The following is a 26,477-nucleotide window of genomic DNA, read 5'->3' as shown; positions in this document are numbered from 1 at the left end:
GGACATGGCGGACGCCGTTGTGGGGGGGGAGAAGGCGGGGGGGGGGGGGGGGGTGGGGGGTTGGGGGAGGGGGGGGGGGGGGGGGGGGGGGGGGGGCCCCCCCCCCCCCCCCCCCGCCCGCTCCTCAGGCCAGCGCCTTCTCCAGCGCGGCCAGCGCGGAGCGCAGCTCCTCCGCCGTGATCGTCAGCGGCGGAGCCAGCCGGATCGTGGAGCCGTGGGTGTCCTTGACCAGGATGCCCTCGCGCATGAGGCGCTCGCTGATCTCACGACCGGTGCCGAGCGCCGGGTCGACGTCCACGCCGGCCCACAGTCCGCGCGAGCGGAAGCCCGTCACGCCCTTGCCGACCAGCTCGGTCAGCCCGTCCCGCAGGATCACCCCCAGCTCCGCCGCCCGGCGCTGGAACTCACCCGTCTCCAGCAGCTCGACCACGGCCGTGCCCACCGCCGCCGCGAGCGGATTGCCCCCGAACGTCGAGCCGTGCTCCCCCGGATGCAGCACACCCAGCACCTCGCGCCGGGCCACCACCGCCGACACCGGCACGATGCCGCCGCCCAGCGCCTTGCCGAGCAGCAGCACGTCCGGGACGACGCCCTCGTGCTCGACGGCGAGGGTACGGCCCGTGCGGCCGAGACCCGACTGGATCTCGTCCGCGATGAACAGGCAGCCCTTGCGGCGGGTCAGCTCACGGACGCCGGCCAGATAGCCCTCGTCCGGGATGATCACGCCGGCCTCGCCCTGGACGGGCTCGATCAGCACCGCGGCGGTGGTTTCGTCGACGGCCTCCTCCAGCGCCGCCAGATCGTTGTACGGCACGATCCTGAAGCCGGGCGTGAAGGGACCGAAGCCGGCGCGGGCGGTCTCGTCGGTGGAGAAGCTGACGATGGTCGTCGTACGGCCGTGGAAGTTGTCCGCGGCGACCACGATGGTCGCCTGCCCGTCCGGGACGCCCTTCACGTCGTACGCCCACTTGCGGGCCACCTTGATGCCGCTCTCCACCGCCTCCGCGCCGGTGTTCATCGGCAGCACCATGTCCAGGCCGGTCAGCCCGGCGAGCCGCTCGGCGAACCCGGCCAGCCGGTCGTTGTGGAACGCCCGGGAGGTGAGCGTGAGCTGGTCGAGCTGGCGGTGGGCGGCCTCGATCAGCGCCGGGTGCCGGTGGCCGAAGTTGAGGGCCGAGTAACCGGCCAGCATGTCGAGGTAGCGGTTGCCCTCGACGTCCTCCACCCAGGTGCCCTCGGCACGGGCCACGACCACGGGCAGCGGATGGTAGTTGTGTGCGAGAACCGACTCCTCGGCGCGGATCAGATCGGCGGACGTACGAGTGCGCGCGGGTGCGGTCATCAGCGGATCTCCTGGGTGCAGCACTTGATGCCTCCGCCGGCCTTGTGGAACTCCGACAGGTCGACGGGGACGGGGACGTAGCCGTGGCCGGCGAGGCGCTCGGCCAGCGCCTCGGCCGCGGGCGCGATGAAGACGTTCCGGCCGTCCGAGACGGAATTGAGGCCGAACACCAGCGCGTCCTCACGAGTGGCGAGCACCGCGTCCGGATACAGGCGCCGGAGGACCTCCCGGCTCCCCGGCGAGAACGCCTCCGGGTAGTAGCAGACGTTGTCGTCGTCGAGGACGAACAGCGCCGTGTCCAGGTGGTAGAAGTACGGGTCCACCAGCGTCAGGCCGATCACCGGGTGGCCCAGGAACTCCTGCACCTCGCGGTGCGCCTCGCGGGTGGTGCGGAACCCGGTGCCGGCGAGCACGTACCGGCCCGTCCACACCAGGTCGCCCTCGCCCTCGGACACCGACTCGGGGCGGTACACGTCGTAGCCCGACCCCTTGAACCAGGTGTCGTAGTGCACCGACTCCGGACGCCGCTCCGGGGCGTGGAACAGGGACCCGAAGACCCGGCCGCCGACCACGAACGCCGCGTTGGCGGAGAACACCATGTCCGGCAGGCCGGGGACCGGCTCCAGGCAGTCCACGGTGTGGCCATGGGCGCGGTAGGCGCGGATCAGCGCCTGCCACTGCTCCTGCGCCAGATCCACGTCGACGGGCTTGTCGGGATGCATCCAGGGGTTGATCGCGTACTGGACGGCGAAATGTCTGGGTTCACAGACCAGAAAGCGCCGGGAACGCGCCACACGTGCGTCGGACACAGAGGGTTTCCTCCGTTTTCCTTTGTGTCACTGGGGGTGTTACCACGGTATGAAGGGAGGAAGGCGAGCGACAAGCGAGGAGAGCTGCTTGGATGTGCAGCATCGCTGCGTTGTGGCCCGCGTATTCGCACGATTGCTGCGCAGGTCCGGGATCATTCCGGTGCCGGCTGGGTGGCGCCCGCTTCCGGGCTTTCCGGGAGAAGGTGGGACAGGACCATCACGCTGATCGTCTTCCGGATGAACGGCTCGGCGCGGATCCGCTCCAGCACCTCCTCGAAGTGCTCCACGTCCCGGGCCCGCACGTGCAGCAGCGCGTCGGCGCCGCCGGTCACCGTCATGGCGGCCGCGATCTCCGGGTGGTTGCGGACCACCTCCGCCAGGCGCCGGGGCGGGGCCGCGCCCTCGCAGTACACCTCGACGTACGCCTCGGTGCGCCAGCCCAGCGCGGCGGGCTTCACGGTCGCCGTGAACCCGGTGATCACACCGGTCTCCCGGAGCCGGTCCACCCGCCGCTTGACCGCCGTCGCGGACAGCCCGACCGCCGCGCCGATCTCGGCGAAGCTGGTCCGGGCGTTCGCCATCAGCGCGGTGATGATCTGGCGGTCCAGCTCGTCGAACGAGGGAGTCCTGCTGTTCATGCGGGCACTGTAGTCAGCCCGCGGGGGAGCGGCTCAGGACTGCGTGACCGCCAGGGCGAGTGTCAGCAGCCCCAGCACCACCCAGCCGAACCACAGCCAGCCGTTGCTGCCGAGTGCGACCGTGTAGGCGGTGACGACGACCAGACCGCCGACCGTGAGTGCACCCATCGTCTTGGTGGAACCGTTCGTGGAACCGGGCATCGCGACACCCTCCTCATGGTCCGTCCATGACCATGGTGCCCCGTTTCCGGCCCGGGCGGGACAGGGCTGCGGGCCGGAACCGACACGGTTCCGGCCCGCGGGGTGCTCCGGCTCAGCCCTCGCCCGCGTTCAGCGAGGCCAGATAGGCGTTGTACGCCTCCAGCTCCTTGTCGCCGTCCCGGTCGGCTGCGCGGTCCTTGCGCTTGGCCTGCCGCTGCTCGGAGCCGTACCACTGGAACAGCAGCGCGATCAGCACCAGCACCGACGGGATCTCGCTGAACGCCCAGGCGATACCGCCCGCCGCGCTCTGGTCGGACAGCGCGTCGATGCCGAGTGAGCCGGGCGGGTGCTCGAACGTCTTCACCATCGGCGTCGTCGCCATCATCAGTGCGATGCCGAAGAAGGCGTGGAACGGCATGCCTGCGAAGAGCTCCAGCATCCGCATCAGATGGCCCGGCCGGTGCGGGCCCGGGTCGACACCGATGATCGGCCAGAAGAACACGACACCGACCGCGAGGAAGTGCACCATCATCGCGATGTGCCCCGCCCGCGAACCCATCAGGAAGTCGAACATCGGGGTGAAGTACAGGGCGTACAGGCTCGCGATGAACAGCGGGATGGTGAACGCCGGATGAGTGATGATCCTCATGTACCGGCTGTGCAGCAGCATCAGCAGCAGCTCACGCGGCCCCTTGCGGCCCTTGCCCGCGGCCGGCAGCGCGCGCAGCGCCAGCGTGACCGGGGCGCCGAGCAGGATCAGGATCGGCGACAGCATGCTGATCACCATGTGCTGCACCATGTGCACACTGAACATGACCATGCCGTAGTCGTTCAGCCTGGTGCACATCACCAGTGCGATGGTGAGGACGCCGACGACGTACGACACCGTGCGCGTCACGGGCCACGCGTCGCCGCGCCGCCGCAGCCGCACGACACCCCAGCCGTACAGGGCAAGGCCGGCCAGACAGGCCACGAGGAAGAACGGATCCGCCGACCACTGCAGTCCCCGCCCCAGCGTGAACGGCGGCAGATCCATCATCGTGCCGTGCCCGCTGTGGTCCATCCGGCGGCTCCTGTTTCGTGGGGGTTGTGCGACTTGTCCGCCCCCAAGAGTAGAACCGCCCCCGGTCACTCCTTCGACCGGGGGTCGGCTGCGGCGTGCCCCGAAAGGGGCGCGGGGAACCGCGCGACCAGCCACAAGTCACCGGCACCCGGCGACGGAACAGGCACCCCCTGGAGCGAACCCCCTACAGCACGCACTCCGCCTCGTCGTACCGATCCACGGGAACCGTCTTCAGCGTCTCCACGGCCTCCGCCAGCGGCACCGTCACGATGTCCGTCCCGCGCAGCGCCGTCATCCTGCCGAACTCGCCCCTGTGCACGGCCTCCACGGCATGCCAGCCGAAGCGGGTCGCCAGCACCCGGTCGTACGCGGTCGGCGTGCCACCCCGCTGCACATGCCCGAGGATCACCGGCCGGGCCTCCTTGCCGAGCCGATGCTCCAGCTCGACCGACAGCTGCCGGGCGATCCCCGCGAAGCGCTCGTGGCCGTAGATGTCCTTGCCGCCCTCGTCGAACTCCATGGAGCCGGGCCGCGGCTTGGCACCCTCCGCCGCGACCACGATGGCGAACCGCTTGCCCGCCTCGAACCGCTCGCCGACCTTCTTCGTCAACTCCTCGATGTCGAAGGGCCGCTCGGGCACGACGATGGCGTGGGCGCCGGCGGCCATGCCGGAGTGCAGCGCGATCCAGCCGGTGTGCCGGCCCATGACCTCCACGATCAGCACACGCTGGTGGGACTCGGCGGTGGTCTTCAGCCGGTCCAGGGCCTCGGTCGCCACGGTCACCGCGGTGTCGAAGCCGAAGGTGACATCGGTGACAGCGATGTCGTTGTCGATGGTCTTGGGCACGCCCACGATGGGCAGCCCGTTGTCCGACAGCAGCCGGGCCGCCTTCAGCGTGCCCTCACCGCCGATCGGGATGATCGCGTCCAGACCGAGTTCCGCGACATGCCCCCTGGCCCGCTCCACGCCGTCCCGCAGATGCTCGGGGCGGACCCGGGAGGAACCGAGGATGGTGCCGCCGCGGGCCAGGATGCCGCCCACGGCGTCGAGGTCGAGCTTCAGATAGTCGCATTCCAGGAGGCCCTTCCAGCCGTCCCGGAAGCCGATGACCTCGTCGCCGTGGTCGGCGACGGCACGGTGCACGACGGACCGGATGACGGCGTTCAGACCGGGGCAGTCTCCGCCGGACGTGAGCACACCAATGCGCATAGCCCGAAATACCTTCTCAACGTGGGCCGGGAAACCGGACCACGTTGTCCGGCGGATTCCCGTTCACCCTACCGGCGTGAGGGGGTGGCTCCGTAGCGGGCGTCCGCCTGCTGGACGCGCCCGCACATGTGAGCGGACGGACCGTCAGGCGGGCCCGCCACGAGCCTGCCGGGCCACACTCGAATCCCGCTGGAAAGCGGGTTACGCCGGCTGCTGCGCCGCCGCGATGCGCTCGTCGCGCAGCGCCTCGTACCACCGGTCGTCGATCGGCGGCAGCGCGTTGACGTCGAGCGCCAGCTTCAGCAGCAGGTCGGCGATCTGCGGGTTGCGGGCGAGGACCGGGCCGTGCATGTAGGTGCCGAAGACGGTCCCGTTGTACGCGCCCTCCGTGCCGTCCCCGGTGCCGTTGCCCTTGCCGATCTTCACCCGGGCGAACGGGCGGGCCGTCGGCCCGAGGTGGGTGACGCCCTGGTGGTTCTCGAAGCCGGTCAGCTGGGGCAGGCCCAGCTGCGGGTCGATGTCGGCGAGCACGTCACCGACGCACCGCTCGCCCTCGCCGCGCACGGACACCACGTCGAGCAGGCCGAGGCCCGGCTCGCGCTGGCCGAGGTCGTTGATGAACTCGTGGCCGAGGATCTGGTAGCCCGCGCAGACCGAGAAGACGATCGCGCCGTTCTGCACCGCACGCTGCAGATGCCCGTCGCGGCGCAGCCGCTCCGCGGCGAGCCGCTGCGGCCGGTCCTCGCCGCCGCCGATCAGGTAGATGTCGCCGGAGGTCGGGATCGGCTGGTCGCTGCGCACGTCGAGCCGGGCCACGTCCAGGCCGCGCTGCCGGGCCCGCCGCTCCACGACGAGCGCGTTGCCCTGGTCGCCGTAGGTGCTCAGCAGGTCCGGGTAGATCCACACCAGCCGCAGTTGGTTGTCGCTCATGAGGTGATCCCCTTCGAAGATCAGTTGCCGACGCGGCGGCGCAGGTCCTGGAACGCGGTGTAGTTCGCGATGACCTCGATACGGCCCGGCGGGCACATCTGCACGGCCTGGTCGAGGTTGTCGCAGACCTGGAAGTGCTGGTTCGCGACCTCCAGACGGACGGCGAGGTCCAGCTTCCGGTCTCCGATGACGAAGATCGGGTGGCCGGTCAGCCGCGTGTAGTCGACGTCCCAGAGCCAGGAGGTGTCGGTGCCGTCGGCTCCGCGCGCGTTCACCGACAGGATCACCGGGGCGGGTGCCGGGTCGATCAGGGAGAACGTCTCGAGCCAGCCGGCCGGGTTCTTGGCCAGCAGCAGCCGCAGGTCGCGGTTCTGGAACTGGACGACGTCGTACCGTCCGGCCACCGCCTGCACCTGGTACATCCGCTCCAGGGCGACCTGCGGCGGCACCCCGAAGACGGCGGCGACGGCCGCGGAGCTGGCCGCGTTCGCCTTGTTGGCCCGGCCGGGCAGCTGGAGGTGGATCGGCCAGGCGGACCCGTGCGGGTCCAGCACGTGGTCACCGGAGAGCGCCCAGGTCGGCGTGGGCCGGCGGAAGCCGCACTCACCGCAGAACCAGTCGTCGCCCGGACGCTGCATCACGCCACCGCAGGACGGGCAGGACCAGGCGTCCTCCTGCCACATCTGTCCGGCTGCGACCCAGATCACATTCGGTGATGAGGAAGCGGCCCAGACCACCAGCGGGTCGTCGCAGTTGGCGACGATGACGGCCTTGGAGCCGGCCAGACCCTCGCGCCAGTTCTCGGCGAGCATCCGGGTCTCGGCCGCGCGGTCCAGCTGGTCGCGGGAGAGGTTCAGCAGGGCGATGCACTTGGGACCGGTGTCCCGGGCCACGCCGGCCAGGTACTTCTCGTCGACCTCGATGACGCCGAACTTCGCGTCGGAGCCGCCCGCCAGGGCGGACGTGATGCCGGCCGGCATGTTGGCGCCGAGCGCGTTGGACACGACCGGGCCCGCGGCACGCAGGGCCTCCGCGATGAGCCGGGTCGTCGTGGTCTTGCCGTTGGTGGCCGACACCAGGACGACGTCCAGGTTCTGGGCGAGCCGCCCGAGCAGATCGGGGTCGAGTCTGAGTGCGACCCGGCCACCGATCACCGACCCGCTGCCGCGTCCCGCGGCGCGGGATGCCGCAGCGACCGCCTTGCCCGCGGTCACGGCCAGCTTGGCCCGCGGCGAGAGCGGGTCCGAGTTGCCTGCCATCAGTTCTCGATCCTCCTTGCGTACGCGCCGCGCCTGGGGCCTACCGGCTACGTGGTGTGGACCTCAGCCTATCGAGATCCATTCGCACACCCGAATCCCGGCCCACACCTTCGGCGGCGGGCATGAGCTGAACGAACCGTACCCTTGCCGCCATGCGACACGGTTCCATTCCGGGCGCCCACGGGCGCGTCCGGCCCCTCACCCTGCTCGGCGACGCTCCGTTGCGCGGGCAATGCCGGGAAGTCACCGATTTCGGCCCCGGGCTGGCGGCTCTCGTGGAGGACTTGTTCGCCACGATGTACGCGGCGCAGGGGGTGGGCCTGGCTGCGAACCAGATCGGGGTGGATCTGCGGGTCTTCGTCTATGACTGTCCCGACGACGAGGACGTCCGTCACCTCGGCCACGTGGTGAATCCCCGCCTCGTCGAGGTGGACGGAGTGGTCGTCAGGGGCCCGGAGGGCTGTCTGTCCCTGCCGGGCCTGGAGGCGGGTACGGAACGGTACGACCATGCGGTGGTGGAGGGCTTCACGGTGACCGGCGAGCCGGTCACCGTGCACGGCACCGGTTTCTTTGCCAGGTGCTTGCAACACGAGTGCGACCACCTGGAGGGCCGGGTGTACGCGGACCACCTGACGGGCTGGCGCAAGCGCCGGCTGCTGAGGCGGATCGAGCGAGCCGCATGGCGCCGGGGGGCCGGTCCCGCCTGACCGGGGCGCGGGCAACTGCGCGACGAGCCCTCACGCACCCGCGGCCGGTCGACGGCCGTCAGAAGCCCGGACCTCCGATTCTGTCCCCCGCGGCGGCGAGACGCCCCCACAGCAGATCGGCGAGAGACCGCACCAACTCCGCCCGGGAGCAGGGCCGTTCGCCCAGCCACCAGTCACCGGCGGCGTGCATCATCCCGACGATCCCGTGTCCCCAGACCCGGGCCAGCTGCTGGCTCTCCGGACCCAGATCCACCCGCTCCTCGATGACCTGGGCCAGCTCCTCGCCCATCCTGCGGAGCAGGGGTGCGGAATGCTTGCCGACGTCGAACCCGTGGTCGCCGGCGCTCCCCTCCGCCGGGTGCATGAGGAACCGGTACACCTGAGGACGCGCCTCGATCGCGGCGAGATAGGTGTCCAGCGTGGACTCGACCCGCTCGCGCCGCTCGGCGGGAGCGTCCAGCGCCGCCCGCAGGGAGGCGAGCAGCGCATCGGTGTGCCGCTTGGCCAGCGCCGCGTACAGGCCGCCCTTGTCGCCGAAGTGCCGGTAGAGGATCGGCTTGGTGATGCCGGCCTCCGCCGCGATCGCGTTCATCGACGCCTGCGGGCCGTCGCGCAGCACCACCCGGTCGGCGGCCTCGAGCAGCTCGCGCCGCCGGCGGTCGGCGGACCGCTGCTGATCGGTCCGCTGTGTGGTGTCCATGTGCTCTCCCCACCCGTGCTGATTCGGTGACGCCTGCGCAAACTAACACTGACCGCGCCCCTGACATCGAACGGGATGCCGAGGTGTCATCGACGGTTGACTTTTCCTACCGGTCGGTAACAGACTCCTGTTACCGCTAGTAACATCGCACTGCCGCGCTGGAGGGGACATGGCCGAGTTCACCATGGAGCTGAACGACGAACAGAAGGAAGTCCGGGACTGGCTCCATGGCTTCGCCACGGATGTGATCCGGCCGGCCGCCGCCGAGTGGGACGAGCGCGAGGAGACGCCCTGGCCGGTCATCCAGGAGGCCGCGAAGGTCGGCATCTACTCCCTCGACTTCTACGCGCAGCAGTACTTCGACCCCACCGGTCTCGGCATCCCGATGGCGATGGAGGAGCTGTTCTGGGGCGACGCGGGCATCGCCCTGTCCATTGTGGGCACCGGTCTCGCCGCCGTGGGCGTCCTCGCCAACGGAACCGAGGAGCAGATCGGCACCTGGATCCCGCAGATGTACGGCGACGCGAGCGACGTCAAGGTCGCCGCGTTCTGCTCCTCCGAGCCGGACGCCGGATCCGACGTCGCCTCCATGCGCACGCGCGCCGTGTACGACGAAGCCAAGGACGAGTGGGTGATCAACGGCACGAAGACCTGGGCGACCAACGGTGGCATCGCCAACGTCCACGTCGTCGTCGCGGTCGTCGACCCCGGGCTGGGTTCCAAGGGGCACGCGTCCTTCATCGTCCCGCCGGGCTCGCCGGGCCTCTCCCAGGGCCAGAAGTTCAAGAAGCACGGCATCCGCGCCTCGCACACCGCCGAGGTCGTCCTCGACAACGTCCGCGTGCCCGGCTCCTGCCTGCTCGGCGGCAAGGAGAAGCTGGACGAGCGGCTCGCCCGGGCCCGGGAGAAGGCGAAGGCCGGTGCCGGGGAGAGGGTGAAGAACGCGGCGATGGCCACCTTCGAGGCTTCGCGTCCGGCCGTGGGCGCGATGGCGGTGGGCACCGCTCGGGCCGCCTACGAGGTCGCCCTCGACTACGCCACGACCCGCGAGCAGTTCGGCCGGCCGATCATCGACAACCAGGGCGTGGCCTTCCAGCTCGCCGACATGCGGACCCGGATCGACGCGGCGCGGCTGCTGGTGTGGCGCGCGTCCTGGATGGCGGTGAACGGCAGGCCGTTCACCGCGGCCGAGGGATCCATGTCGAAGCTGTTCGCGAGCGAGACGGCGAAGAAGGTGACCGCGCAGGCCATCCAGATCCTCGGCGGCAACGGGTACACCCGCGAGTACCCGGTGGAGCGGATGCACCGGGACTCCGCCATCTACACGATCTTCGAGGGCACGAGCGAGATCCAGCGGCTCGTCATCGCGCGGACCCTGTCCGGGATGCCGCTCCGCTAGCGCTGTCGGTGAACGCGGCCCTCCTCGGAGAAGGGGAGGGCCGCGCCGGTTGTCGCCTCGTGCGGAAAACTCCTGGCAATTCTCTGCGTGACACAGTTAATGTGTGGCGCAGTAAACTGCGAGTGGAGGAGTGCACCCATGAAACCGATCGGCTACTGGCTCAACCGCACCGACAAGGCCCTCACCGGCTACATGAACGGCATGCTGGCCGAGTTCGGCCTCACGCGGATCGTCTGGCAGGTCCTGAACGTCATCGGCGACACCCCCGGCGTCCGCGACGGCGAGGTGCTGTCCGTCCTTGCCGCCAACGCCGGCACCGACACACTGACCGCGGCCGTCGAGACCGTCCTCGTCGACGGCTGGGCGGAGCGTTCCGCACCGGGCCGGCTCACCCTCACCCCTGACGGCCGTCAGCGTCTCGCCCGTGTCGCCGTGCGCGTCGACGCGTTCCGCGAGCTGTCCATGACCGGTATCACTCCCGACGAGTACCGGACGGCCGTCCACGTCCTGGAACGCATGAGCCACAACCTCGAGACGTCGACGGGCGCCGGCTGCTGATCACCCGGCCGGCCGCCTCGTGTCCCGTCGTGCGGGTCGCCGCCCCCTCGGGTCGCAGCGGTCAGCGGTGCTTCAAGGGCGTGAGCTGCTCGATGTCGTACTTCGCCCGCAGGGCCTCGATGGCCTCCTGGTCCGGAGGCCCCCCGTTCCCCAGGATCTCCAGCAGCTCCTCGAAGTAGCGCTCGTGGTCCGGCGGGGGAGCGGCCTGGAAGAACATCCTCGCCGGGGTGTCCGTGGGGTTGGCGAAGGCGTGGGGACAGCCGGGCGGTACGACGACGACCGTCCCCGGTGTCGCGCGGACCACCCGGCTGCCCGAACGCGACTCCCACTTCTGCCAGGTGTCGGGGGTGCGGACGCGTGGCTCGAAGGCGAGCACGTCCAGCTCGCCTTCGAGGATGTAGAACAACTCCTCGCTGCGCGTGTGCACATGGGCGCCCACGTCGAAGCCGGGCGGGACCTCCACCTCGAAGGTCGAGGCCATGCGGGAGTGCGTTCCGGTGACCTTGAACGTCACCCGCTGGGCCGGCGTCTCCACGACGCGGCCGTGGCCCGGCGGCACGTACAGTCCTTCGCTCTCTGTCATGGGCAGCTCACCAGATCACGGGCAGGGCCTCGGGGCCCCGGATCAACGCGCCCTTCCTGAAGGCGACCTGATCCGGTGGCACGGCCAGTCTCAGGCCCGGCACCCGGTCCAGCACGGCGTCCATCAGAAGTTCCTCCTCCAGCCGGGCCAGCATGCCGCCGGGGCAGTAGTGCGGGCCGAAGCCGAACGCCACGTGCGGGTTGGGGGTGCGGGAGAAATCGAGGGTGTCCGGGTCGGGGAAGACCTCGGGGTCGCGGTTGGCGGCCAGATAGGAGACGTAGACGGGGTCTCCGGCGCGGATGCGCACCCCGCCGATGTCCACGTCCTCCAGGGCGACCCGCGACAGACCGACCGCGTTCCGGTGCGGGATGTACCGCAGCAGTTCGTCGATGGCCTGCCGGCGAATCCCCGGTTCGGCGCGCAGCCGCGCCACCAGTGCGGGGCGGGTCAGCAGCAGGTAGAACATCTGCCCGCTGTTGTTGGTGACCGCCTCGCCGCCGATCTGCAGGAGGACGGCGAGACCGACGGCCTCGTCCAGGGTGACCTCGCCGCGGCCCACCGCGGCACCCAGCAGTGAGGTGACGTCCTCACCGGCGCTGTTCTCGCGCAACCCGATCAGGTCGGAGAAGTACGCCGCCATCTCACGCTTGGCCTTCTCGCTGACCTCCTTGCCGTGCGCGGCGGAGAGGATCAGCTGGGTCCAGTGGTGCATGCTGTGCCGGTCGCCCGCCGGGACACCCATCAGCTCGCAGATGACCGCGATGGGGAACGGGCTGAGCACCGTCGCCGTGAGGTCGGCGGGCGGGCCGCCCTGCAACAGGCCGTCGACCAGCTCGTCCAGCATCCCGCGGGCCCTCGCGCGCACCCGCTCCACGCCCTTCGCGGTGAGGGCGCAGGCCACGGAGCGGCGCAGACGGGTGTGGTCGGGCGGGTCCAGGAAGCCGACCGCATCCCGGTCGGGGATGAAGTGCGGGGCGAGCCGGGTGACCGACTTGTCCATCACCGCCTCACGGCTGAAGCGGGGGTCGTTGGTCACCGTCCGCACGTCGTCGTACCGGGTGACCAGCCAGGCCCAGCCCTCCCCGTGGGGCAGCTGGATGCGGGTGACCGGGCCCTCGGCCATCAGCTCGGCCAGCACCGGGTCGAAGTCCGTGCCGGTGAGGTCGAGCCCGGGCCAGTGCCGGACCGGGGGAAGGGTCTCGACGAGCGTCGGCTCCCCGATCACCGGGGCGCCCCGTCCGTGTCGACCCAGCGGCCCACCGTCATCTCGGCGGTGATGCCGGGGCCGAACCCGGCGAGCAGACCACGGGCCCGGTCCTCGGGGCCGCCCTCTTCGAACAGCCGGCGCAGCGCGTCCAGGACGACCGCGCTCGCGATGTTGCCGTACTCGGTCAGCGTGGCCCGGCTGAACCGGAAGGCGTGCGGGTCGACCTCCAGGAACTTGCTCAGGTCGTCGAGTATTCGGGGCCCGCCCGCATGGATGATGTAGAAGTCCAGGTCGGACGCGTCCCAGCCGTGCGTGCCCGCCAGGTCCTTCAGCGCCGGCGCGAGCGGCTCCATCGTCGTCGGCACGCGCTTGTCGAGCAGGAAGTGGAAGCCGGTCGCCCGGACGTCGTAGGCGATCCAGTCCTCGGTCTTCGGGATCAGGTACGAGCCGTTGCGCTCCAGCCGGACGCCGGTGCCGCCGCTGCCGCGCACCACCGCTGCGGCGACGCCGTCACCGAACAAGCCGTTGGAGAGCAGCGAGCCGACGCCGAGGTCGGTGGGCTGGTAGCACAGCGAGCAGAACTCGCAGGCCACGATCAGCGCGTTGGCGTTCGGGTAGGCCTCGCAGAAGTCGTGGGCCCGGTTGATCGCCGCACCGCCGGCCGCGCAGCCGAGCTGGGCGATCGGGAGCTGACGGGTGGTGCTGTCGAAGTCCATCTCGTTGATCAGCCACGCGGTGAGCGAGGGCATCATGAAGCCCGTGCACGACACATAGATGATCACGTCGATGTCGCTGGTGAGCAGCTCGGCGTCGTCCAGGGCCCGCTGGATCACCGCGGGGACGCGGGCTTTCGCCTCGGCCTCGTAGAGCTTGTTGCGCTCCTCGAAGCCCGGGTGCTTGAGGGTCTCCTCGATGGGCTGCACGATGTGCCGGGTCTTCACGCCCGTGTTCTCGATCAGTCGCAGCGCGAGTGCCAGTTGAGGGTGGTCGGCGTGGCGGGAGCGCGCCAGCTCCAGCGTGTCCTCCATCGTGATCACGTGTTCCGGGACCGACACCGAGGGCCTGCACAAAGTCGCCATGAACCGTCCCTGCTTTCCGGTTTCCGGCGGGCGTGCGCCCACCGGCCAGTAGGTGGTTCACCTCTTTGGGTGCTACACCCACCGTCACCCGGGAGGACGCTGATCTCCCGTTGGACTACTCCGAACCGGGGACCCCGGGATCGGGCCCGAAGGGCGATTCGTGCGGCCGGACGAGGGAAAATGCGTCCCGTGCTGTGAGGGCCGCGGGGAGAGGGCGCGGGACGCCGTGGCCCGGCCCGACGGTGCGTTACGGCGCTCCGCTGCTGTGCGCGATACAGGCCACGTCGATGCGATCCGCCAGCTTGGCCAGCTCGATGGTCAGGGCGGCGACCGTGTCCTCGTCGAGCCCCTGTTCCTCGTCCTCGACAAGATGCAGCCACCGCGCGCCGACGGTCCGCAGCAACTTACTCACGTCGGCCGCAGCGACCTGCAGGGCGCCGCGGTCGTCGACGATCAGAGGCAGGGTCACTTCGCGGTTCACAAATGGGATGGTAGCCCCGCAGCGCTCACGCACCCTGCCAAACCGTGGTGATGTTGCAGAACTCCCGGATACCGTGCCCGGACAGCTCACGCCCGTACCCCGAGCGCTTCACACCCCCGAACGGGAACGCCGGGTGCGAGGCGGTCATTCCGTTGACGTAGACGGCGCCGGCCTCCAGGTCCCGCGCGAACCGCTCGACCTCGTCCTCGTCCCGTGTCCAGACGTTCGAACTCAGTCCGAACGGGGAGTCGTTGGCGATCAGGACCGCCTCGTCCAGGTCGCCGGCCCGGTACAGCGTGGCGACCGGCCCGAACGCCTCCTCGCGGTGGATACGCATCTCCCGGGTGATGCCGGCGAGCACGGTCGGCGGGTAGTACCAGCCGGGACCGTCCGGCCGCTGCCCGCCGCACAGCACCTGCGCACCGCTGCGCTTCGCGTCGTCGACCAGTTCCTCCAGGTCGCTGCGTCCCTGCTCGCTGGAGAGCGGTCCGATCTCGGTGTCCTCCTCCAGCGGGTCGCCGATCCTGAGGGCCTCCATGCCCGCGACGAACTTCTCGGCGAAGGCGTCGTAGACGTCGGTGTGCACGATGAACCGCTTGGCGGCGATGCAGGACTGGCCGTTGTTCTGCACCCGCGCGGTCACCGCGATCGCCGCCGCGCGGTCGAGGTCGGCGGAGGGCATGACGACGTAGGGGTCGCTGCCGCCCAGCTCCAGCACCGTCTTCTTGATCATCTCCCCGGAGGTGGAGGCGACCGCCCGGCCCGCGGGCTCGCTGCCGGTCAGGGTGGCCGCCTTGACGCGCTCGTCGCGCAGGACGTCGTCCACCGCGCCCGAGCCGATCAGCAGTGTCTGGAAACAGCCCTCCCGGAAGCCCGCCCGGTGGAACAGGTCCTCCAGGTACAGGGCCGTCTGCGGGACGTTGCTGGCGTGCTTGAGCAGGCCCACGTTGCCCGCCATCAGCGCGGGCGCGGCGAACCGGACCACCTGCCAGAGGGGGAAGTTCCAGGGCATCACCGCGAGGACCGGGCCGAGCGGGCGGTAGCGGACCCGCACCCGGGACGCGCCGGAGTCGCGTACGTCGGACTCGGCGGGCTCCTCCTCGGCCAGCAGCCGCTCGGCGTTCGCGGCGTACCAGCGCATCGCCTTGGCGCACTTCGCGGCCTCGGCGCGGGCCTGCTTGACCGGCTTGCCCATCTCGGTGGTCATGACCCGGCCGATCTCCTGCTGGTCCTCGTCCAGCAGATCGGCGGCCTTGTCCAGCAGCCGGGCGCGGTCGGCGAACGTGGTCGCCCGGTACGTGCGGAACGTGGCCTCGGCGAGCTGGAGCCGGCGTTCCAGCTCCTCCTCGCCCATGGGCTCGTAGGTCTTGAGCGTCTCGCCGTTCGCCGGGTTCACCGTTGCGATGGGCATGGCTGGCCTCCCTGGGAGCGGGCTTGTCTCGACCTTCGCGCGCGGCCCGGCAAGACGCAACGCGACAGACCCTCGTTCAGCCCGAGTGCTCCGCCAGCCGGTCGAGAAACGCCGCCTGGGCCGTGACGATCACCGCACGGGCCGGGTCCAGACCGAGCCACGCCACCCGGTCCAGCTCCGGGAACTCCTGCATCCGGCCGGACCTCGGCGGCCACTCCATGGTGAAGGTCCCCGGATTGATCGACGCCGGGTCGAGATCCGCCTCCACCGCCCATGCCGTGACGATCTTGCCGTTGCTCTGCACCACCTCGCCCAGCGGTACGGCCTCCCCGTCGGGCGGCGCCAGCCCCAGCTCCTCCTGGAACTCCCGGCGGGCCGCCTCCCAGGCCGGCTCCCCGGGTTCGTACTCGCCCTTCGGCACCGTCCAGGCTCCCGCCTCCTTCTTCGCGAAGAAGGGACCGCCCATGTGGCCGAGCAACACCTCCAGCCCTTCATCGGTGTGCCGGAACAGCAGCAGTCCCGCGCTGCGCTTCGTCGTCCGTACCGTCACGGCTTGACCTCCGGGTGGGCCGCCAGCAGGGCCTCCACCGTATCGGCCTCCTCGGGGCGCTTGTCCTCGCGGTAGCGGACCACCCGGGCGAATCGGAGGGTGACGCCGGCCGGATAGCGGGTGGAGCGCTGGAGGCCGTCGTAGGCGATCTCCACGACGAGTTCGGGACGCACCCGGACCCCCCAGCCGTTGTCCTCGACCGCCAGCTCCTGGAGCTTCTCCGTCTGCCAGGCGAGCATCGCATCCGTCATGCCCTTGAAGGTCTTGCCGAGCATCGCGAAGGTGCCGTCCGGGTTGCGGGCGCCCAGGTGGAGGTTGGAGAGCCTGCCGGTGCGGCGGCCGTGGCCCCACTCGGCGGCCAGCACCACCAGGTCGAGCGTGTGCACGGGCTTGACCTTCAGCCACGAGGCACCGCGCCGGCCCGCGCTGTACGGCGAGTCCAGTGCCTTCACCACCACACCCTCGTGGCCCCGGGCCAGGGTGTCGGCGAGGAATCGTTCCGCTTCCGGGATGTCCTCCGGCCCCGAGGCCACCGTGCGGCGCACTCGCATCGGCTCCGGCACCAGCCGGGCCAGCTCCGCGTGCCGCTCGGCGAAGGGCAGGTCGAGCAGGTCGCGGCCGTCGACGGACAGGGCGTCGAAGAAGACGGGGGAGACCGGGGTCTGTCCGGCGGCCTTCGCCACGTCCGTCCGGGAACCGACCCGGCCCGCCGTCTCCTGGAAGGACCGGGGCCGGCCCGCCGGGTCGAACGAGATCACCTCGCCGTCCAGGATGAACCGCTCGCCCCGCAACTCCAGCGCGGCCGCCGTCACTTCGGGCAGCCGGTCGGTGATGTCGTCCAGGGTCCGGGTGTGGATCCGCACCGTGTCGCCGTCCCGGTGCACCTGGACGCGGATGCCGTCCAGCTTCTCCTCCACCGCGCACGCGCCCAGCTTCTCGACCGCCTCGGCGACCGAGGACGCGCTGTGCGCGAGCATCGGCAGCACCGGACGGCCGACGGTCAGCCGGAACCGCTCCAGCGCCCCGGGGCCCTCGCCGAGCAGCGCCTGGGCCACCGTCTGCAGCGAGCCCGCGAGCATCACGGCCCGCCGTACGTCCGCCGGGCCCGCGCCGGTCGCCTGGGCCAGCCCCTCCACCGCGACCGCGTCCAGGGCGCCCTGCCGGACCTCGCCGGTGAGCAGGCCGAGCAGGAAGCGCTGCTCCTCCTCGGTGGCCGCGCCCATCAGCTCGCCGACGATCCGGGCCCGCTCCGCCTGGGAGCCCGGTCCGGACACCTTGCCCAGCTCGGTGAGGCGGGCGTCGACGTCGGCGACCGTGAGCGTGGGCTCGGCGGCGGGCGGCACCCGGCGGCCGAGCACCTTCCAGCCGACCCCGAGCCGGCCCTGGGGCAGCCGCCCGGCCAGGTACGGGATGACGATCGGCACGTCGTCCGCCTCCGCGTCCCGGAACAGCTCCGCGAGCAGCGCGGTCTTCCGGGACCGGGCCGCCGTCGCGGCGACCTCCCGGGACACCTCGGCCAGCCGGGTCAGCAGCATGCAGTCATGGTGCACCAACGCTCCGCCGGATGCGCCGTTGCCCGGCTGCGGGTGCGTCGGGATGCGCGGGTGCGTCGTGGGCGATCGCGCAGTTCCCCGCGCCCCTGGCGGGCGCTTCTGCCGAGGTCGGCCGGCCCGCCCCCTGGTCTGGTGCACGCTCGGCGGGGAGGCCGCGGGCACCCCGGTCGCCGGATCGCGCCCTCCCAGCCGTGGCACTAGGGGCAGCGGACCACGGCCGTGGCAGTGGGGGCAGTGGACCGCGGCCGTGGCAGTAGGGGCAGTGGACCGCGGCCGTGGCAGTGGGGGCAGTGGACCGCGGCCGTGGCAGTAGGGCAGTGGACCAGGCAGTGGCAGTAGGGCAGTGGACCACGTCCCGGCCGAGCCGCTCGGCCGGCCCCGGGACCTCGACCGGCGTGATCACCTCCAGCGGGATCACCTCCGTCGCCGACGGTGGTCCACTCGCCGCAGCATTGACAAACCGCTTTGCCGAATCTGCAATACGCCCATGAGTACTGACGACGTTCTCGCCGAGGTGGGCCCGCGGCTGCGGCGGATCCGGAAGGAGCGGGAGGTGACCCTGGCGGCGCTTTCCGAGTCCACCGGCATCTCCGTCAGCACGCTCTCCCGGCTGGAGTCCGGCCTGCGCAGGCCCAGCCTTGAGCTGCTGCTGCCCATCGCCCGGGCCCACCAGGTCCCGCTGGACGAACTGGTCGGCGCCCCGCCGGTCGGCGACCCCCGGGTGCGCGCCAAGCCGATCGTGCGGCACGGGCGGACGATGTATCCGCTGACCAGGCAGCCCGGCGGGCTCCAGGCCTACAAGGTGGTCGAGCCGCAGCGGGCGGCCGAGCCGGACCCTCGCACCCACGAGGGCTACGAGTGGCTGTACGTGCTCGCCGGGCGGCTGCGGCTCGTGCTCGGGCAGCACGACGTGGTGCTGTCGGCGGGGGAGGCGGCCGAGTTCGACACACGCGTGCCGCACTGGTTCGGGTCGACGGGGGAAGGGCCGGTGGAATTCCTCAGCCTGTTCGGGCCACAGGGGGAGCGGATGCACGTACGGGCGCGGCCGTCGTCTCGGAAGTGACCGCGGAGGACTGTTCCCTGATCGGCAAGCGACCGCTTAGTATGCGATCGGACCCGGTCAGACGAAGCAGTCCCCCGTGGAGGCACCGCATGCAGGCATGGCAAGTGCACGAGAACGGCGAGCCGGGCGAGGTGATGCGTCTGGCGGAGGTGGAGCGGCCCACACCCGGTGACGGCCAAGTGCTGCTTCGGGTGCGTGCCGCCAACATCAACTTCCCGGACGCGCTGCTGTGCCGGGGCCAGTACCAGGTGCGTCCGCCGTTGCCGTTCACGCCGGGCGTGGAGATCTGCGGCGAGACCGAGGACGGCCGCCGGGTGATCGCCAACCCCGCGCTGCCGTACGGCGGTTTCGCCGAGTACGCCCTCGCCGACGCCCGCGCCCTGCTGCCCGCGCCCGAGTCCCTGGACGACGCCGAGGCCGCCGCGCTGCACATCGGCTACCAGACGGGCTGGTTCGGCCTGCACCGCCGTGCTCACCTGGAAGCCGGCGAGACCCTGCTCGTGCACGCCGCCGCCGGAGGTGTCGGCAGCGCGGCTGTGCAGCTCGGCAAGGCGGCCGGGGCCACCGTGATCGGCGTGGTCGGTGGCGCCGACAAGGCCGCCGTCGCCAGGGAGCTGGGCTGTGACGTGGTCGTCGACCGGCGCAGCGAGGACGTCGTCGCGGCCGTGAAGGAGGCCACCGGCGGCCGGGGCGCCGACGTGATCTACGACCCGGTCGGCGGCGAGGCGTACGCGCAGTCCGCGAAGCTGGTCGCCTTCGAGGGCCGCATCGTCGTCGTCGGCTTCGCCAGCGGCAGCATCCCGAGCCCGGCCCTCAACCACGCCCTGGTGAAGAACTACGCGATCCTCGGCCTGCACTGGGGCCTGTACAACACAAAGAACCCGAAGCTGGTCCAGCACTGCCACGAGCAGCTGACCGAACTGGCCGCCCAGGGCGCGATCAAGCCGCTGGTGAGCGAGCGGGTGCCGCTCGCCGAGGCGGCGGGAGCCGTGCAGCGGGTCGCCGACGGGGTGACCACCGGCCGGGTCGCCGTCCTGCTCGAGAACGGAGCCGCCGCATGACCGACGCCGACGAACTGCGCCGCCGCACCCGGGAGCTGCTCGCGCAGCATCCGCCCGCGAGCACCGACCGCCTGGACTTCCTCCGGGCCCGCTTCGACGCCGGCCTGGCCTGGGTGCACTACCCCGAGGGCCTCGGCGGGCTCGGCGCCCCGCGTTCCCTGCAGGGCGTCGTGGACGCCGGACTGGAGGCCGCCGGCGCCCCCGACAACGACCCGAGGCGCATCGGCATCGGCCTCGGCATGGCCGCGCCGACGATCCTCAAGTACGGCACCGAGGAGCAGAAGCGGCGCTTCCTGCGGCCCCTGTGGACCGGCGAGGAGGTCTGGTGCCAGCTGTTCAGCGAGCCCGGCGCCGGCTCCGACCTGGCCGCGCTCGGCACCCGGGCCGTCCGCGAGGGCGACGGCTGGGTGGTCAACGGACAGAAGGTGTGGACGTCCAGCGCCCACCTCGCCCGCTGGGCCATCCTCATCGCACGCACCGACCCGGCCGTGCCCAAGCACGCGGGCATCACCTACTTCGTGTGCGACATGACCGACCCGGGCGTCGAGGTCCGGCCACTGCGCCAGATCACCGGCGAGGCCGAGTTCAACGAGGTCTTCCTCACCGACGTCCGCATCCCCGACACACGCCGCCTCGGCGAGGTCGGCGACGGCTGGCGGGTCGCCCAGACCACGCTCAACAACGAACGCGTCGCCATCGGCGGCATGGCCCTGCCCCGCGAGGGCGGCATGATCGGCCCGGTCGCGAAGACCTGGCGCGAACGCCCCGAACTGCGCACCCACGACCTGCACCAGCGGCTGCTCGAGCTGTGGGTCGAGGCCGAGGTCTCCCGCCTCACCGCCGAGCGCCTGCGCCAGCAGCTCGTGGTCGGCCAGCCCGGCCCCGAGGGCGCCGGCATGAAGCTCGCCTTCGCCCGCCTGAACCAGGAGATCAGCGGCCTTGAGGTCGAACTCCGCGGCGAGGAGGGCCTGTTGTACGACGACTGGAGCATGCGCCGGCCCGAACTCGTCGACTTCACCGGCCGGGACGCCGGCTACCGCTACCTGCGTTCCAAGGGCAACAGCATCGAGGGCGGGACCAGTGAGGTCCTGCTGAACATCGTCGCCGAGCGCGTCCTGGGCCTGCCCGCCGAGCCGCGCACCGACAAGGACGTCGCCTGGAAGGACCTCGCCCGATGACGGATCTGCTGTATTCCGAGGAGGAAGAGGCGCTGCGGTCGGCGGTACGGGGCCTGCTGGCCGACCGCTGCGACCCGGCCGCGGTGATCTCCCGCGCCGAGTCGGACGCGCCGCACGACATCTCGCTGTGGAAGACGCTGACCGGCGAGATGGGCCTCGGCGGCCTGCTCGTTCCGGAGGAGCTGGACGGCCAGGGCGCCACCCACCGGGAGGCCGCCGTCGTCCTCGAGGAACTGGGGCGGGCGGTCGCCCCCGTGCCCTATCTGACGAGCGCCGTCGTCGCCACGGAGGCGCTGCTGGAGTGCGGGGCCGACGACCTGCTCGCGCAGCTGGCCTCCGGGACGATGGTCGGCGCGCTCGCGGTGGGGCTGCACACCGCCCCCGGCGCCGCCTTCGCGACCGTACGGGTCGCCGGCGGTTCCCTGCACGGTGAGTTGTCCGGCGTCGCCGACGCGGCCGTCGCCGACCTGCTGCTGGTGCCCGCGGACGACGGCGGCCTGTACGCGGTCGACGCCGCCGCCGCGACGATCACCCCGCAGACGTCCCTGGACCTCACCCGGCCGCTGGCGCGCGTCACCCTCGACGGAGTGCGCGGCGGCCGCCGGCTGGGCGACGCCGAACCCGCCGTACGACGGGCGCTGCGTGCCGCCGCCGGGCTGCTCGCCTCCGAGCAACTGGGCGTGGCTGAATGGGCGTTGACCGAGACGGTCCGCTACCTCAAGGAGCGCAAGCAGTTCAACCGGCCGGTCGGCGGCTTCCAGGCGCTCAAGCACCGGCTCGCCCAGCTGTGGCTTGAGGTGGTCAACCTCCGGGCCGCCGCCCGCGCCGCCGCCGACGCCCTGTCCACCGGCGAGGACATCGACATCTCGGTGGCCGTCGCCCAGGCGTACGCCGCCTCCGTCGCCGTACGCGCCACCGAGGAGGCGCTGCAACTGCACGGCGGGATCGGCATGACCTGGGAACACCCCGTCCACCTGTACCTGAAGCGGGCCAAGGCCGACTCGATCGCCTACGGTACCGGGGGCGCCCACCGTGAGGCCCTGGCCCAACTGGTCGACCTCCAGGCACCCTGACCCGCGCCCCGTGAGGCCCGCCCCACCCGGGGCGGGCTTTTCCGTGCGCCCGGGCCGGCGACGTGAACAGAGGGCGGCACTCCAGCCAACTCCCTTGCGTGCTCCGTCCCTTGGGCGGGAAGCGCACGCATACTCTCCCCGGTCCCATCCGGTACTCAAGGGAGGCAGTGCATGGCCCTCACCACCCGCCGCAGAGCCCTCAGCGCCCTCGGCGCCGCCCTCGCCGGCGCGGTCGTCCTGCCCGTGTCAACGGCCCGGGCGGCCGGCGGCCACCGCGCGGCGTGTCCGCTGTGGCGCGCCCATGCCCACAACGACTACGAGCACCCGCGGCCCCTGTTCGACGCCCTCGACCACCGGTTCGGCAGCGTCGAGGCCGACGTCTTCCTCGTCGGCGACCAGCTCCTCATCGGACACGACGCCTCCGAGCTGGACCCGGCCCGCACTCTCGAATCCCTCTACCTCGACCCGCTGTCCGCCCGGGTGAAGGCCGGCCACGGCTCCGTCCACCGCGGATGGCGCCGGCCGCTCCAGCTCCTCATCGACATCAAGACCGAGGGCTCCTCGACCTACCTCGAACTCGACCGCCGGCTGCGCCGCTACCCGCACCTGTTCACACGGTTCGCGCACGACCGCGTCCACCCCGGACCGGTCACCGCCGTCATCTCCGGCGACCGGGCGGCCCGTACCCCCATGACCGCCCAGACCGAGCGCCGCGCCTTCTACGACGGCCGGCTCGGCGACCTCGGCGGCACCGCCCCGGCCTCCTTCATCCCGCTCGTCAGCGACAACTGGACGCAGAACTTCACCTGGACGGGCGAGGGGACGTTCCCGGACGCCGAACGGCAGAAGCTGCGCAGCATCACCGGCGCCGCCCACGCGCGCGGGCGGCAGATCCGGTTCTGGGCCACCCCCGACACCGCGGGCCCGGCCCGGGACGCACTGTGGACGGAACTGCTCGCGGCGGGCGTCGACTACCTCAACACCGACGACCTCGCCGGCCTGGAGGCGTTCCTCGACGCCCACCCCTCCGAGTAACACCACACGATCGGAGGACACGTCAGCCGCCCGGACAATCCCTCCGCTACGCCACACTTGCGGCCGAACGCCGCACACGGGGCGTGGCGGAGGAGGTTCCCGATGGCCATTTCCATCTCTGTGGTGCTGCTGCTCCTGGTCCTTGCCGTGATCTTCGTACGCAACTGCTCGCTGAAGATCTCCCATGCCCTGGTCTGCACGATGCTCGGTTTCTATCTGGCCTGCACGAGCATGGCGCCCACCATTCACAGCGGGCTCAACGCGACCGCCGACCTGGTGAGCAGCCTGCGGCCCTGAGGCCGCACGGGGCGGATCAGGCGGTGGAGAAGACGCCGATGCCGTTCGGCACCGGGCGTTCGGCGCCGCCGCTCGGGTGATTGCGGACCGACACGGCGTCGTCGTCCTCCTCGCGGGCGACCAGCTCCGTCGAGCCGCCGCCGTCCAGATTGAAGGCGGCGGAGGCACCCAGCGACTCCATGGTGTCCGCCTCCTCCGCGACGGTCAGCCCGGTCCGGTAGTCCACACCCCCGTCCAGCGCCAGGAGCAGCAGCTGCTGCCCGCCGCCCTTGAAACCGGCGGCCGTGCGCACCGCCGAGGTGCTGTCGTCCAGGCCGGACAACGCAGTGCCGTCGCGCAGGATCGGGAAGCCGCCGATCACGAACGTGTACGGCACCCCGGATGAGGCCGCCACGAGGCTGTGCGGGACGTCCACCGCGTCACCGACCGACAGCTTGCGCAGTTGCTGCGCGCCCTCCTCACGGCCGACCAGGACCGTTGTGCCGGCCGGGATCGCGCCGCTGCCCGGGGCATCGGACACGGACACCACCCGGCCGCCCTGCACCTTCACCTCGTAGGTGTCGGTGCTGCACGGCGCCGACCGCTGGGTGTCGGTGCCGCAGACGGCCCGCATCCGTGAGGCGCTGCCCCACGACGCGGTGAACGCGCCGACGGAGTTCACCGGGACGGCGTACTGGTTGAGGCCCTTGAGCGGCAGCCGGCCCCCGGGCGTGCCGACCGTGCCGACGAGGGTCATGCGGTCCAGCCGGGCCCGCCGGTCCGTGCCCACGCCGAAGACGTCCTGCGTGCTCGTCCCCGGGGGCAGCGACGGCCCGAACCGCTGGCCGTCCGGCACCGCCGCCTTGAGCACCTGCCCGGCCGCGACAGCCGGTCCGACGGCCGCGCCGGTGGCCTCCACGCCCGGGTGCTGCGTCTCGGTGATGTTGAAGAAGTCACCGTTGACCCCCGCGACCGCCCCTGCCGAGTCGGCCAGCCGGGAGACGGTCGCCCGGACCGCCACCGCGCCCGGGTACAGCAGATCCACCCGGACATGCGGATCGGCCAGATCGATCGTGAGCAGATGGGCGCGGGCCGTGCCCGCGGCGGCGTCGATGTCGAACTGCCGGTAGGTGACGCCCGGCGCGATCCGCCGGCCCGTCGGTGCGGCAGCGGCCGGTGCCGCACCCACCAGGGCCGCACCGGCCAGCACACCGAACGCCGTGACAACTGTGAGAACCGCTCTGCCCGCTGCCGAACGCCTGCGACGTCTCGCCACCGTGCCTCCTGATGTCTCGTCAACTGCCCCTGTCTACAAGGGAGTGCACCAGACACAGGCGGCCGGCGGGACTACTGGGCGTCGACGACGCGAGAACGAGTGAGAAAACGCACCCCCTCGGGTGCCTCCAGCGAGAAGCCGCTGCCCCGGCCCGGTACGACGTCCACGATGAGCCGGGTGTGGCTCCATGCCTCGTACTGGCCGCGCGACATCCAGAAGGTGACGGGCTCCTCGACGCCCTCCACGGCCAGCTCCGCCAGCAGCACGTCCGAGCCGCCGGTGCGGAACTCGCCGTCCGGGTAGCACATGGGGGCGCTGCCGTCGCAGCAGCCGCCGGACTGGTGGAACATCAGCGGACCGTGCTCGGCACGCAGCCTGCGCACCAGCTCGGCCGCCTGCGGGGTGAGTTCGACGCGGGGCACTTGCTCTTCCATGGCACCGTCCTGGGAAGCGGGGGCGTCGGACCCGACCCAGTCTCACGGGTGGTCACGGAGCCGTCCAGCAGGCGTCGTTGGCCCGCCGGGACGGGGACCGGGGCACTGCGGCCTGCGCCGGCTGGGGTGCTGCGGCACGTGTCGGCTGGGGTGCTGCGGCCTGTGCTGGCCGGGGTGCTGCGGCCTGTGCAGGCCGGGGTGCTGCGGACCGGTGCCGGCTGGGGTGCTGCGGGCCCGTGCCGGCCGGGGGCCGCCCGCACGGCGGTGAGCCCGCCGGGGACAATCGGGTCATGCACTCTTCGCCCTTCCCCCAGCCGCATTTCGTGCCCGCCGGCGAACTCCCGCTGTGGGAGGAGGCGCTGGCCGTGGTCAACCGGGACCTGGCGGCCACACTGCCCGAGCAGCGTCCGCTGTGCCTCATCGCGTACCCGGCCGACCAGGAGGGCGAGGCCGGGCAGGTCTTCGTCGCCCTCGCGAACGGCGACGCGCACGGCAATCCCCTGTGGCCGGTCGCCTCCGCGGACGAGGCCCTGCTCACCGTCGCCGAAGCCGCCCAGGAGACGGTCATGGAATGCCTGTGGCAGGTCTGGCCGGTCTGCACCGTGCACGGGCTCGGGATGCATGTGGCGCAGGACGCCGGACGCCCGTCCTGGCGCTGTGCCGGCGGCCGGTCGGGCGAACCGGCTCACGTGCAGGCGGTGATAGGCGAGCTGGACGAGCGAGGAGCGGGCCGGGCGGGCCCTCCGCTGCCGTGACCTGTCGGGGACCGGTGCAGGGGTGGTCCCGGCTCCGACCGGCCCGGCGCGCCGAAGCCGCCGCTGCAGGTCATGGCAGGCGCCCGGCACCGCCGCCCCGCCGCTCTCTCCCCGCCGCCGAACGGCTCCGGACAGGCCGCGCCGGACTGCAGGCGCTCCAGGGCATGACCGTCGACGCCGCCCGGTCCGCGGGTGAGGAGCGACACGCGGGCCGGCTCGCCGTCGGCCACCGTGCCGACCTCACGGTGCCGACCTCACGGTGCCGACCTCACGGTGCCGACCTCACGGTGCCGACCTCACGGTGCCGAACTCACGGTGCCGGCCTCACGGTGCCGGCCGACGGCCCGCCGGCGGTGCCGGACACCGGCCTGGCCGCGCAGCGGCTGGTGCTCACGGTGGTGCCGGGGCGGGTCATGCACCGGGCGGCCGGGGTGTGACGGCCGCGGCGGGATCAGCGCGAGGATTCACGCCGGTCCAGGCCCGTCCCGCCGGTCCTTCCCGCCTTGCCCGTCCCGCCGGTCCTTCCCGTCCTGCCGGTCCTTCCCGCGTTGCTGGTCTTTCCCGGCTTGCCGGTCCTGTCGGTCCTTCCCGTCCTGCTGGCCCTTCCCGCGTTGCCGGTCCTTCCCGTCCTGCTGGCCCTTCCCGC

29 protein-coding genes are annotated in these 26,477 nt (G+C 71.7%); 11 read left to right on the top strand and 18 right to left on the bottom strand.

Annotation, left to right across the window (positions count from 1 at the left end; all coding sequences use genetic code 11):
• Nucleotides 1-124: 124 nt before the first annotated feature.
• The 8 genes from rocD to ACZ4SF_RS27270 form a co-directional block, all read right to left on the bottom strand.
• Nucleotides 125-1,342, bottom strand: a complete 1,218-nt coding sequence (gene rocD, locus ACZ4SF_RS27305; protein WP_468389063.1) for an ornithine--oxo-acid transaminase — start codon at nucleotides 1,340-1,342, stop codon at nucleotides 125-127.
• A complete protein-coding gene (gene ddaH, locus ACZ4SF_RS27300) occupies nucleotides 1,342-2,151 on the bottom strand; it encodes a dimethylargininase (protein ID WP_468389061.1) in 810 nt (269 codons plus the stop codon). The genes rocD and ddaH overlap by 1 nt, the downstream gene beginning before the upstream one ends.
• 152 nt (nucleotides 2,152-2,303) lie before the next feature.
• On the bottom strand, nucleotides 2,304-2,789 hold the full coding sequence (locus ACZ4SF_RS27295; protein ID WP_468389059.1) for an Lrp/AsnC family transcriptional regulator: 486 nt from the start codon (nucleotides 2,787-2,789) through the stop codon (nucleotides 2,304-2,306).
• Nucleotides 2,790-2,822: 33 nt separating this feature from the next.
• The gene (locus ACZ4SF_RS27290; protein WP_468389057.1) at nucleotides 2,823-2,990 is read right to left on the bottom strand and encodes a hypothetical protein; all 168 of its coding nucleotides are present in this window, start codon (nucleotides 2,988-2,990) and stop codon (nucleotides 2,823-2,825) included.
• Between the two features lie 112 nt (nucleotides 2,991-3,102).
• The gene (locus tag ACZ4SF_RS27285) at nucleotides 3,103-4,053 is read right to left on the bottom strand and encodes a cytochrome c oxidase assembly protein (RefSeq protein WP_468389055.1); all 951 of its coding nucleotides are present in this window, start codon (nucleotides 4,051-4,053) and stop codon (nucleotides 3,103-3,105) included.
• A gap of 184 nt (nucleotides 4,054-4,237) precedes the next feature.
• Entirely contained in the window at nucleotides 4,238-5,263 is a 1,026-nt protein-coding gene (locus ACZ4SF_RS27280; RefSeq protein ID WP_468389053.1) for a 6-phosphofructokinase, read from the bottom strand.
• Nucleotides 5,264-5,464: 201 nt separating this feature from the next.
• The gene (locus tag ACZ4SF_RS27275; RefSeq protein WP_468389051.1) at nucleotides 5,465-6,193 is read right to left on the bottom strand and encodes a type 1 glutamine amidotransferase; all 729 of its coding nucleotides are present in this window, start codon (nucleotides 6,191-6,193) and stop codon (nucleotides 5,465-5,467) included.
• Nucleotides 6,194-6,213: 20 nt separating this feature from the next.
• Nucleotides 6,214-7,452: a MurT ligase domain-containing protein gene (locus ACZ4SF_RS27270; RefSeq protein WP_468389049.1), complete on the bottom strand. Its 1,239-nt coding sequence runs from the start codon at nucleotides 7,450-7,452 to the stop codon at nucleotides 6,214-6,216.
• Nucleotides 7,453-7,604: 152 nt separating this feature from the next.
• On the opposite strand from ACZ4SF_RS27270, the gene def reads away from it, so the two are divergent.
• Nucleotides 7,605-8,159, top strand: coding sequence for a peptide deformylase (def, locus tag ACZ4SF_RS27265; RefSeq protein ID WP_468389047.1), 555 nt, complete (start codon nucleotides 7,605-7,607; stop codon nucleotides 8,157-8,159).
• A 58-nt stretch (nucleotides 8,160-8,217) separates the two neighbouring features.
• On the opposite strand, the gene ACZ4SF_RS27260 is transcribed toward def, so the two are convergent.
• Nucleotides 8,218-8,859: a TetR/AcrR family transcriptional regulator gene (locus ACZ4SF_RS27260; RefSeq protein ID WP_468389045.1), complete on the bottom strand. Its 642-nt coding sequence runs from the start codon at nucleotides 8,857-8,859 to the stop codon at nucleotides 8,218-8,220.
• Nucleotides 8,860-9,028: 169 nt separating this feature from the next.
• Here ACZ4SF_RS27260 and ACZ4SF_RS27255 point away from each other — a divergent pair, with 169 nt between their 5' ends.
• Nucleotides 9,029-10,258 carry an acyl-CoA dehydrogenase family protein gene (locus tag ACZ4SF_RS27255; RefSeq protein WP_468389043.1) on the top strand — a complete coding sequence of 410 codons (1,230 nt, stop codon included), beginning with the start codon at nucleotides 9,029-9,031 and terminating at the stop codon, nucleotides 10,256-10,258.
• A 138-nt stretch (nucleotides 10,259-10,396) separates the two neighbouring features.
• Nucleotides 10,397-10,816, top strand: coding sequence for a MarR family winged helix-turn-helix transcriptional regulator (locus ACZ4SF_RS27250; RefSeq protein WP_468389041.1), 420 nt, complete (start codon nucleotides 10,397-10,399; stop codon nucleotides 10,814-10,816).
• 61 nt (nucleotides 10,817-10,877) lie between these two features.
• Here ACZ4SF_RS27250 and ACZ4SF_RS27245 read toward each other — a convergent pair whose 3' ends face one another.
• From ACZ4SF_RS27245 to ACZ4SF_RS27215, 7 genes are all read right to left on the bottom strand, one after another.
• Nucleotides 10,878-11,399 (bottom strand): cupin domain-containing protein, encoded by a 522-nt coding sequence (locus tag ACZ4SF_RS27245; protein ID WP_468389039.1) that lies wholly within the window; start codon nucleotides 11,397-11,399, stop codon nucleotides 10,878-10,880.
• A 7-nt stretch (nucleotides 11,400-11,406) separates the two neighbouring features.
• Nucleotides 11,407-12,621, bottom strand: a complete 1,215-nt coding sequence (locus ACZ4SF_RS27240) for a cytochrome P450 (RefSeq protein ID WP_468389079.1) — start codon at nucleotides 12,619-12,621, stop codon at nucleotides 11,407-11,409.
• Nucleotides 12,621-13,685, bottom strand: coding sequence for a type III polyketide synthase (locus ACZ4SF_RS27235; protein ID WP_468389037.1), 1,065 nt, complete (start codon nucleotides 13,683-13,685; stop codon nucleotides 12,621-12,623). The genes ACZ4SF_RS27240 and ACZ4SF_RS27235 overlap by 1 nt, the downstream gene beginning before the upstream one ends.
• A 247-nt stretch (nucleotides 13,686-13,932) precedes the next feature.
• Entirely contained in the window at nucleotides 13,933-14,166 is a 234-nt protein-coding gene (locus ACZ4SF_RS27230) for a DUF6213 family protein (protein ID WP_468389035.1), read from the bottom strand.
• Between the two features lie 25 nt (nucleotides 14,167-14,191).
• Nucleotides 14,192-15,577, bottom strand: a complete 1,386-nt coding sequence (locus ACZ4SF_RS27225; protein WP_468389033.1) for an NADP-dependent succinic semialdehyde dehydrogenase — start codon at nucleotides 15,575-15,577, stop codon at nucleotides 14,192-14,194.
• A gap of 76 nt (nucleotides 15,578-15,653) precedes the next feature.
• Nucleotides 15,654-16,127 (bottom strand): NUDIX hydrolase, encoded by a 474-nt coding sequence (locus tag ACZ4SF_RS27220; RefSeq protein ID WP_468389031.1) that lies wholly within the window; start codon nucleotides 16,125-16,127, stop codon nucleotides 15,654-15,656.
• Nucleotides 16,124-17,662 (bottom strand): ATP-dependent DNA ligase, encoded by a 1,539-nt coding sequence (locus ACZ4SF_RS27215; RefSeq protein ID WP_468389029.1) that lies wholly within the window; start codon nucleotides 17,660-17,662, stop codon nucleotides 16,124-16,126. Before ACZ4SF_RS27215 ends, ACZ4SF_RS27220 begins: the two co-directional genes overlap by 4 nt.
• Nucleotides 17,663-18,167: 505 nt before the next feature.
• Between ACZ4SF_RS27215 and ACZ4SF_RS27210 the strand changes: the two genes are divergently transcribed.
• The 6 genes from ACZ4SF_RS27210 (at nucleotide 18,168) to ACZ4SF_RS27185 (ending at nucleotide 23,387) form a co-directional block, all read left to right on the top strand.
• Entirely contained in the window at nucleotides 18,168-18,743 is a 576-nt protein-coding gene (locus ACZ4SF_RS27210; protein WP_468389027.1) for a helix-turn-helix domain-containing protein, read from the top strand.
• An 89-nt stretch (nucleotides 18,744-18,832) separates the two neighbouring features.
• Nucleotides 18,833-19,804, top strand: a complete 972-nt coding sequence (locus ACZ4SF_RS27205; protein WP_468389025.1) for an NADPH:quinone oxidoreductase family protein — start codon at nucleotides 18,833-18,835, stop codon at nucleotides 19,802-19,804.
• Nucleotides 19,801-20,982, top strand: a complete 1,182-nt coding sequence (locus tag ACZ4SF_RS27200) for an acyl-CoA dehydrogenase family protein (RefSeq protein WP_468389023.1) — start codon at nucleotides 19,801-19,803, stop codon at nucleotides 20,980-20,982. Before ACZ4SF_RS27205 ends, ACZ4SF_RS27200 begins: the two co-directional genes overlap by 4 nt.
• Nucleotides 20,979-22,055, top strand: coding sequence for an acyl-CoA dehydrogenase family protein (locus ACZ4SF_RS27195; RefSeq protein ID WP_468389021.1), 1,077 nt, complete (start codon nucleotides 20,979-20,981; stop codon nucleotides 22,053-22,055). The genes ACZ4SF_RS27200 and ACZ4SF_RS27195 overlap by 4 nt, the downstream gene beginning before the upstream one ends.
• Before the next feature lie 171 nt (nucleotides 22,056-22,226).
• Nucleotides 22,227-23,090, top strand: a complete 864-nt coding sequence (locus ACZ4SF_RS27190; RefSeq protein WP_468389019.1) for a phosphatidylinositol-specific phospholipase C/glycerophosphodiester phosphodiesterase family protein — start codon at nucleotides 22,227-22,229, stop codon at nucleotides 23,088-23,090.
• A gap of 102 nt (nucleotides 23,091-23,192) precedes the next feature.
• Nucleotides 23,193-23,387 carry a hypothetical protein gene (locus ACZ4SF_RS27185; protein WP_468389017.1) on the top strand — a complete coding sequence of 65 codons (195 nt, stop codon included), beginning with the start codon at nucleotides 23,193-23,195 and terminating at the stop codon, nucleotides 23,385-23,387.
• A gap of 16 nt (nucleotides 23,388-23,403) precedes the next feature.
• On the opposite strand, the gene ACZ4SF_RS27180 is transcribed toward ACZ4SF_RS27185, so the two are convergent.
• Both ACZ4SF_RS27180 and ACZ4SF_RS27175 read right to left on the bottom strand, forming a co-directional pair.
• Nucleotides 23,404-24,576, bottom strand: a complete 1,173-nt coding sequence (locus tag ACZ4SF_RS27180; protein ID WP_468389015.1) for a phosphodiester glycosidase family protein — start codon at nucleotides 24,574-24,576, stop codon at nucleotides 23,404-23,406.
• A 137-nt stretch (nucleotides 24,577-24,713) separates the two neighbouring features.
• Nucleotides 24,714-25,076: a DUF779 domain-containing protein gene (locus ACZ4SF_RS27175; RefSeq protein ID WP_468389013.1), complete on the bottom strand. Its 363-nt coding sequence runs from the start codon at nucleotides 25,074-25,076 to the stop codon at nucleotides 24,714-24,716.
• A 290-nt stretch (nucleotides 25,077-25,366) separates the two neighbouring features.
• On the opposite strand from ACZ4SF_RS27175, the gene ACZ4SF_RS27170 reads away from it, so the two are divergent.
• Together ACZ4SF_RS27170 and ACZ4SF_RS27165 are read left to right on the top strand one after the other, a co-directional pair.
• A complete protein-coding gene (locus ACZ4SF_RS27170; protein ID WP_468389011.1) occupies nucleotides 25,367-25,831 on the top strand; it encodes a hypothetical protein in 465 nt (154 codons plus the stop codon).
• A gap of 164 nt (nucleotides 25,832-25,995) precedes the next feature.
• The gene (locus ACZ4SF_RS27165) at nucleotides 25,996-26,268 is read left to right on the top strand and encodes a hypothetical protein (RefSeq protein ID WP_468389009.1); all 273 of its coding nucleotides are present in this window, start codon (nucleotides 25,996-25,998) and stop codon (nucleotides 26,266-26,268) included.
• Nucleotides 26,269-26,477 lie beyond the last annotated feature (209 nt).

This window comes from Streptomyces sp. NPDC027663, assembly GCF_055566415.1.
Note: the sequence above shows the minus strand (reverse complement) of the source record. Positions and strands in the feature narration are given on the sequence as shown.